Origin of the sequence: Photobacterium sp. OFAV2-7 (assembly GCF_022347985.1) — a bacterium.
Classification (GTDB): domain Bacteria; phylum Pseudomonadota; class Gammaproteobacteria; order Enterobacterales; family Vibrionaceae; genus Photobacterium.
The window spans coordinates 1-4,355 of the sequence record NZ_JAKRFQ010000416.1; the positions used below are offsets into that span (position 1 = coordinate 1).

The window sequence follows — 4,355 nt, forward strand, 5'->3', positions numbered from 1 at the left end:
CCGATCTGTTGACATAACACCAATCGAAAAGCGGTTTGTTTAGGTCTCGATGTTGGTGCAGAAGCTGCTGGGCAATTGTGTGTTTTCCTAGCCCGGCAGAGCCCATGACGAAGATATTAAAACCAGCCGATTGAATGCCAATCCCCAGTTTGATTGCCTCGACAGCTCGGTCTAGGCCGATGGGGCTAACAGTCTGCTCAATCTCCTCGGTGGTGTCGAAATCAAACTGGCTGGGATCACAGGGATGATATAGGTCGGTTGCATTGAGTTTTGTTGCCTGGGGCGAGATTGCCTCCTTGTTGTGCAGGTTAGCCTTAGATGACGGATTTTTCATGGTCTTGGGTTACCTGTCATTGTTGTTGTATCGCTAAGTATAATAATCAATGGCGCGTGTTTCTGAGTTTACTGCTGAAATCCAGCGTATAGATTGGATGAAAGGAAGGAATGACAGCAAGGTTGTGCTTATTAAAGCTAAGCAATTTCTCCTATCTTTATGAGGGAGGTTGTTATGATCGAGTTTGATAAAATGTCTGACTTTTTCTCGGACTTTTATGATTTCAAGCCAAGGGATGAATTCATCTATCTCGATTTTCATTTGCGCACAACAGTGTTGGAGCGCTTTACAACCTTGCCGTTTGTTCTTGATTTGCTAAAGGGAAAGAAACACCTTATTGCGATAACCGATCATAATGACATCAGAGGTGCCATCGCGGCATGCGATCTCGGTATTAATAATGTTCCGGCGATTGAAGTCGGGTGTGGTGACGGGTTTGATCTTCTCGTTTTCTTCAAAGAACTAGTCGATCTAGAAGCCTTTTATCGTCAAGAGGTCGAAAATAATAAGCACCTCTATAGAATGACGAGAACAACCAAAGACATATTCTACTATCTTGATGTACTTGCCGACTGGCAGTGCTATCTTTCAATCCCTCATATTAATGGGTTTGCCCAGAACAACTACCTGAAAAATAAGCCTGATATCAAAAAGGTGCTCAAGCAAGTGAATGCTATCGAGACCTATAACCATGCTTTGCCAAAAAACAGAAATATCAACGCCCAGATCATAAGGCGTTCGTATCAGCTTGATGCGACCTTTGGCAGTGACGTTCATATTAACGATGAGCTCCAGTCGTTTTATCGGTTACTGGAAAGTGAGGAAAAGCGACATCGTAAGCTGATGGACAACTTGTATGAGCGCTCTCTGTTCCAGCATATAGTGCCGAACATATAACGTGCGGCTTTTTATTTTTATAAGATGATGAATTTAAAGTATTTTATTGATTTTTTGTTCCAATTTCAGAGCCTTTTTGGGGCGTTTGAGTTCCTTATAAATCAACATCTTATGAGGGGGTTTTGGAACCGTTTTTCGGCTAAAATGGCACCTTCAACGTATGCATCAACCAGTTTTTCAAAGTGCTGGTAGGCTGCTTTAAGATCCTTATTGTTATCGATGAAAAACGGCTCAGCAATAACAGCCGGTGCCTTCGTTCCTTTTAATAGAGATTTGCCTCGGCCAGTCTTCTTACCAACAATTCCTCGATCGCGTAACCCGAGAGCTTTAGTAACGCTCTCTTGTAAACAGGCAGCCAGGACTTTTCCTTTCTTGCTTGGTTTGTAATAGAGCATTGTTGTTCCTGATGTCTCGTAATTAAATGCATTACAGTGTAACGAAATAATCATGTCGGGCTCAGTTCGGTTGATGTCAGCGGGTAGGGCGGCATACGTCTTTCTGTAGATCACTATAGGCTCATGGCCATAAGCAGCGAGCTTGTCAGCTATTTTGTGTGCGAGTGGCTCGTTAAAGCCAAATTCGAATACGCCTTTCTCTTTATTCCCGGCTCCAGGTGAATCGACCTGGTGACCAATCACAATAGCAATACGCATAGTTTCCTCCTTAGTGTCTATGCGTATTCTTATCGCGCTGAAAACCTCATAAGAGGGCGTTCTTGGCGCGGTAGTCATGCATTACCTGGTTCTCGTACTTCTACTTAGAACGCCCTTCATCAGGGATGCGCTTCCTTACCCTAAATCGTTGTTCCCCCGCACCCCCAAAGAGGTTTAGGGGCGCCCGGATTGGATGCGGGAGCGTGAAAATAAGATGGCGCGGCTCGTGCCTGTCTGCAAGCTTGGGGGGCACAGGATATTGTTCTGAGTTGTGGACCTGTGGATGCAAATACTAACTCATTGATATCACTCTGCTTGTTGCTTTCTTTCATCCATGGGTTAGGTCGATTTCTCCATGAGTTATGCTGTTTCTTCCATGGGTTTGTTTTTTGCGCTTTTTGGCCGCAGTCCTTCTTTCTTTTCTTCTTTCTTTTTAAAAAAGAGAGAGATAGAGAGCTAAGGAAGAAAGAATCGGCCAGAAATAGCATCCACAGGTTGACCCAGAGGTCAATTTTTCCTTCCATGAGTTTGTTAGTCCCCCATAGGTTTTTCCATGGATAATTTAAGGCCCTCCGATAGCTTGGAAGCCGCATGAATACTGGGTTCATTGAGTTCTCGACGATAGGATCCATGAGTCCATGAGTTTTTCTGCCCCCGGTACCCAAATAGTTGGTGAGAAAGTGGATTTGTTGCTGGTTGATCAGTTTTTACAGTGGAAGCGGGAGAACGAGAACTGCAGTGCTAAAACGGTCACCAAGTACCGCAAAACACTTGAGCGGCTTGGGAATTATCTTGAAGGCAAATACCTTGAGGCCACTTTAGGAAAGTTGGAGCAGTTTACCGGTGGCCAGCTTCATCGAATGGGTTATTCAGCGGCTTCTCGTAAGGTAGCCGTTGCTGCAGTTCGTGGCTTCTATAAGTATTTGCGCCTCAGGCAGTTAATTAAGGTGAATCCAGCTCATGACCTGGTCTACCCAAAATCGGGGCGCCGCTTGCCTCGCGCTATGGGCCTTCATAGTGCTGAGGCCATTCTACTGCAGCCAGATTTGGATACGTTCGCAGGTATTCGCGATAGTGCGATGCTGGCCTTGCTGTTGGGCTGTGGCTTTCGTGTGTCAGGTGTTTGTGATCTGAATGAATCTAATCTGATTTGGTATAAACACCAGGATGCCGACAGGCTGGCAATTCGGACAGTGGAGAAAGGGGACAACGAAAGAATGGTACCAATGCCGTCCGAAGCTATGTTGTTACTGCAGGCTTACTTGGGGCATCCAGAACTGCAGAGTATTGACCGATTATTGGAAAACGGCGACCTGGTATTATTTGTGAACCTTCGGAACCGGCACATTCCAGAGTGGGATCATCGTGGGGAGCTTAGGCGGTTATCGACTAGGGCCGTTGACCGGATGATTAAGCGCTACGCGATTGCAGCTGGCGTTCCTGAAGACCAGGCACATCCACACGCTCTGAGACATTTGTTTGGTACTGAGCTGGCCGAATCAGATGCGTCGACGCTACAGATTCAGGCGCTAATGGGCCATGCTGACCCGAAAACCTCTGCTATCTACACTCACATTGCAATGCGTAAGATGACCACTGTGCTCGAGAAGGGTAACCCACTAGGTAAAATCACCACGCCAGTTACAGCTTTGCTGCGAGAAATGCAGAAAGGTGGTGCACTATGAGGTTAAGGCCTTTGCATGATTGGGTGGTGATTGAGCGTGATACTGCCAAAACTGAAGAACAAGGCTTCTTCATTCCTAGCTCGCCTTCAAATAAGGGGAAGGTGTTAGCTGTTGGGCCTTTGGTTAAGGAAGTCGAACCCGGTGATAGGATTCGATTTAATCCTTATGCTGGCTTGGTGGTAATAGGTCAAAGGAGTGCTACCTTCATCCATGAGGCTGATATTGTAGGTATTTTGACTGTATAGCTTAGGTCATAGATTACGTTTCGTAATAGTAGTTGCAATATGAGCATCTGACAACGAATCGCCCCATACATCAAGCTAACCTTATGAGGTTGTTCTTGCCCCTTTGCGAGTTAGAAAGGTGTCGATAACAGATTAGCTCTACTAATGAAAAGCCCGTCACATTGGACGGGCTAGGGACTTAGAACACTTTTTGGTCATTACCTTTGAGAGGCAATCAAATCTAGTTGCTTCTTTAGATCATTCAAGGCGATTTTCAACTCAGATATCTCTGTGGCTTGCGCCTGCAAATCTACAATGGCCTGTTGAACATTATCAATACATACATTGTCATCATTACAAAGTTGCATCTTACCACCCATTACGGCGAAGGTGTGATCATCACTGACATCAGCGTATCTTGATTCATCCACACCATAATACAAATCAGACAACCCGATACCAACAGAGGAATTTCCCGACACTTTAATGAGCGCGCCAAACACCGTGGAATTATCGCCCGATGCTATTGTGGAATACCCCCAAGCAGTGGAGAGGTACCCCG

At 45.6% G+C, this 4,355-nt stretch carries 6 protein-coding genes and 1 pseudogene; 3 read left to right on the forward strand and 4 right to left on the reverse strand.

Features of this window, described 5'->3' with window-relative positions; genetic code table 11:
* Positions 1-334 (reverse strand): annotated as a pseudogene (locus MHN01_RS17970) (AAA family ATPase); the annotation flags it as partial.
* 174 nt (positions 335-508) lie between these two features.
* On the opposite strand from MHN01_RS17970, the gene MHN01_RS17975 reads away from it, so the two are divergent.
* Positions 509-1,231, forward strand: coding sequence for a PHP domain-containing protein (locus tag MHN01_RS17975; protein WP_239412597.1), 723 nt, complete (start codon positions 509-511; stop codon positions 1,229-1,231).
* Between the two features lie 101 nt (positions 1,232-1,332).
* Here the strand turns inward: MHN01_RS17975 and MHN01_RS17980 are convergent, their stop codons facing one another.
* Both MHN01_RS17980 and MHN01_RS17985 read right to left on the reverse strand, forming a co-directional pair.
* Positions 1,333-1,884, reverse strand: coding sequence for an N-acetylmuramoyl-L-alanine amidase (locus tag MHN01_RS17980; RefSeq protein ID WP_239412598.1), 552 nt, complete (start codon positions 1,882-1,884; stop codon positions 1,333-1,335).
* A gap of 140 nt (positions 1,885-2,024) precedes the next feature.
* Entirely contained in the window at positions 2,025-2,408 is a 384-nt protein-coding gene (locus tag MHN01_RS17985; protein WP_239412599.1) for a hypothetical protein, read from the reverse strand.
* A gap of 114 nt (positions 2,409-2,522) precedes the next feature.
* Between MHN01_RS17985 and MHN01_RS17990 the strand changes: the two genes are divergently transcribed.
* On the forward strand, positions 2,523-3,569 hold the full coding sequence (locus tag MHN01_RS17990; RefSeq protein WP_239412600.1) for a tyrosine-type recombinase/integrase: 1,047 nt from the start codon (positions 2,523-2,525) through the stop codon (positions 3,567-3,569).
* 11 nt (positions 3,570-3,580) lie between these two features.
* Positions 3,581-3,814 carry a co-chaperone GroES gene (locus MHN01_RS17995; RefSeq protein WP_239412601.1) on the forward strand — a complete coding sequence of 78 codons (234 nt, stop codon included), beginning with the start codon at positions 3,581-3,583 and terminating at the stop codon, positions 3,812-3,814.
* 197 nt (positions 3,815-4,011) lie between these two features.
* Here the strand turns inward: MHN01_RS17995 and MHN01_RS18000 are convergent.
* A partial coding sequence (locus MHN01_RS18000) for a hypothetical protein (protein ID WP_239412602.1) occupies positions 4,012-4,355 on the reverse strand: 344 nt, incomplete at its 5' end.

Bases quoted from the DNA above. Each gene is read 5' to 3' on its own strand.
- MHN01_RS17985 (WP_239412599.1), bottom strand. From the start codon at position 2,408: ATGGAAGGAAAAATTGACCTCTGGGTCAACCTGTGGATGCTATTTCTG.
- MHN01_RS17990 (WP_239412600.1), top strand. From the start codon at position 2,523: ATGAGTTTTTCTGCCCCCGGTACCCAAATAGTTGGTGAGAAAGTGGAT.
- MHN01_RS17980 (WP_239412598.1), bottom strand. From the start codon at position 1,884: ATGCGTATTGCTATTGTGATTGGTCACCAGGTCGATTCACCTGGAGCC.
- MHN01_RS17975 (WP_239412597.1), top strand. From the start codon at position 509: ATGATCGAGTTTGATAAAATGTCTGACTTTTTCTCGGACTTTTATGAT.